This window comes from Halorientalis sp., from assembly GCF_028275115.1.
Classification (GTDB): Archaea; Halobacteriota; Halobacteria; order Halobacteriales; family Haloarculaceae; genus Halorientalis.
The window spans coordinates 1-1,589 of record NZ_JAQCNH010000143.1 but is presented as its reverse complement, the minus strand read 5'-3'; the positions used below and the strand labels follow the sequence as shown (position 1 = coordinate 1,589).

Below are 1,589 nucleotides of genomic sequence, written 5' to 3'. Positions count from 1 at the left end.
GACGTGATCGACGGCGTCGGCGCCTCCGTCCAACGACAGTAGGTCATCTGGTTTCAGACGGACTAGTAGGGGTCGACGTTGTCCCGACCGCGTGCGGTCGACTACCCCAGGAAAAGCTCTGCCTGGGATCTTCAGAGCGCAAGTGCGTCGACGACGACAGCGACTAATACGAGCCCTAAGTACGCATTCGAGGCGTGAAATGCCCTGAATGCAGCCGTTTCGGTCTGTTCGCGGTGCAGTCGAACAGCTGCCCAGAGGAAGACTGCCCCCAGTGTCGTCGTGGTGAGAGCGGTCAGCCAACCGAGTTGACTCAGTCGGATGAGTGTCGTCGTGGCGGCAAGTGTGGCCCCGAGCCACAGCAGAATGTGTTTTCGTGTCGTCGTTTCACCACGCACCACAGGCATCATCGGGAAGCCACCTCGCGCGTAGTCTTTCTTGTACGCCAGCGCCAGATTGTAGAAGTGTGCGGGCGTCCACACGAATATCAGCCCGGCAAGGACGACACCGGTAACCCCGATCCGCCCGGTCACCGCAGCCCAGCCGATCAGCGCCGGTAGTGAACCCGCAGCGCCACCAAGCACCGTGTTCTGTACCGTGTTGGGTTTGAGTACCAGCGTATACACGACCGTATAAAACAGGATCGCGACCAGACCCAGGGCCGCAGTGAGGAGATTCACCTGCAGGAACAACACAACCGAAGCCGCCGTCAGCAACGCTCCAAAGATGACTGCGTTCCGTACCGGGACACGCTGTGTGACGGTTGGCCTGTCATTTGTTCTGGACATCCGCCTGTCACGATCCCGCTCGAGAACGTGGTTGAAGGTCCCGCTGGCACCGATCGCGAGAACCCCGCCTCCGAGTGTGAGTACGATCGTCCTGACGGCAAGTCCCGATCCGGCCGCAAGCGCCATTGCGGCCGCGGCGACGAGGGAGAGAAGCCACATGAGTCGTGGTTTCATCAGACGAAAATACGCGTACAGACGGGTTTGGATACCAGTCCGATGTGACGCGAAAGCCGAGTGTTCCGAACTCGATTCGACCGACTCGGTGTGTGAATCCGTGGTAGGGCGGGCCGTGGCCGGTCCGATCGGCTGCTCTGTCTTGCCAGTTACGTCCTCAAGTTGCCATGCGAGTGCGAGAACCAGTGTGCCGAAGATGGCAAGACCGACCAACAGGTGGAGTCCTGTCGGGAGATTAGTTCCGGTCGACAGCACCGCCCCCACGACAACCTGGCTGGGATACAAAACGAGTGCACCTGCCGTGGCCCCTTTGACCCGGGTGGAGGTATCGGAGACAAACACGATGAATGAGGTGACAAGTACGAGCAGTCCCAGGACTGCTGCAGTGATGCGGTGACCAAGGGCAACCAGAACGGCGGGGTCGTCGAGCGAACCGGCACAGCCCGGCCAGTTCGAACAGGCCTCTGCTGCCTCGGTGAGTGAGGCCGTTGCCCCCACCACCACGAGCAGGTAGACCCCGAGTACCGAAGTTCCGAGCAACGTCGTTGGCGTCGGTCCGGACCGGCCCCGTAGCATACTCGCCTTTTAGATGGGGTGCACTTATGTTTCGCGTTTTCCCTCCAGCGATTC

1 protein-coding gene is annotated in these 1,589 nt (G+C 60.6%); it reads right to left on the bottom strand.

The features are described 5' to 3' along the window. Positions 1–131: 131 nt before the first annotated feature. Positions 132–1,535: a heme o synthase gene (locus Q0964_RS17515; RefSeq protein WP_299270360.1), complete on the bottom strand. Its 1,404-nt coding sequence runs from the start codon at positions 1,533–1,535 to the stop codon at positions 132–134. Between the last annotated feature and the right edge of the window lie 54 nt (positions 1,536–1,589).

Bases quoted from the DNA above. Each gene is read 5' to 3' on its own strand.
- Q0964_RS17515 (WP_299270360.1), bottom strand. From the start codon at position 1,535: ATGCTACGGGGCCGGTCCGGACCGACGCCAACGACGTTGCTCGGAACT.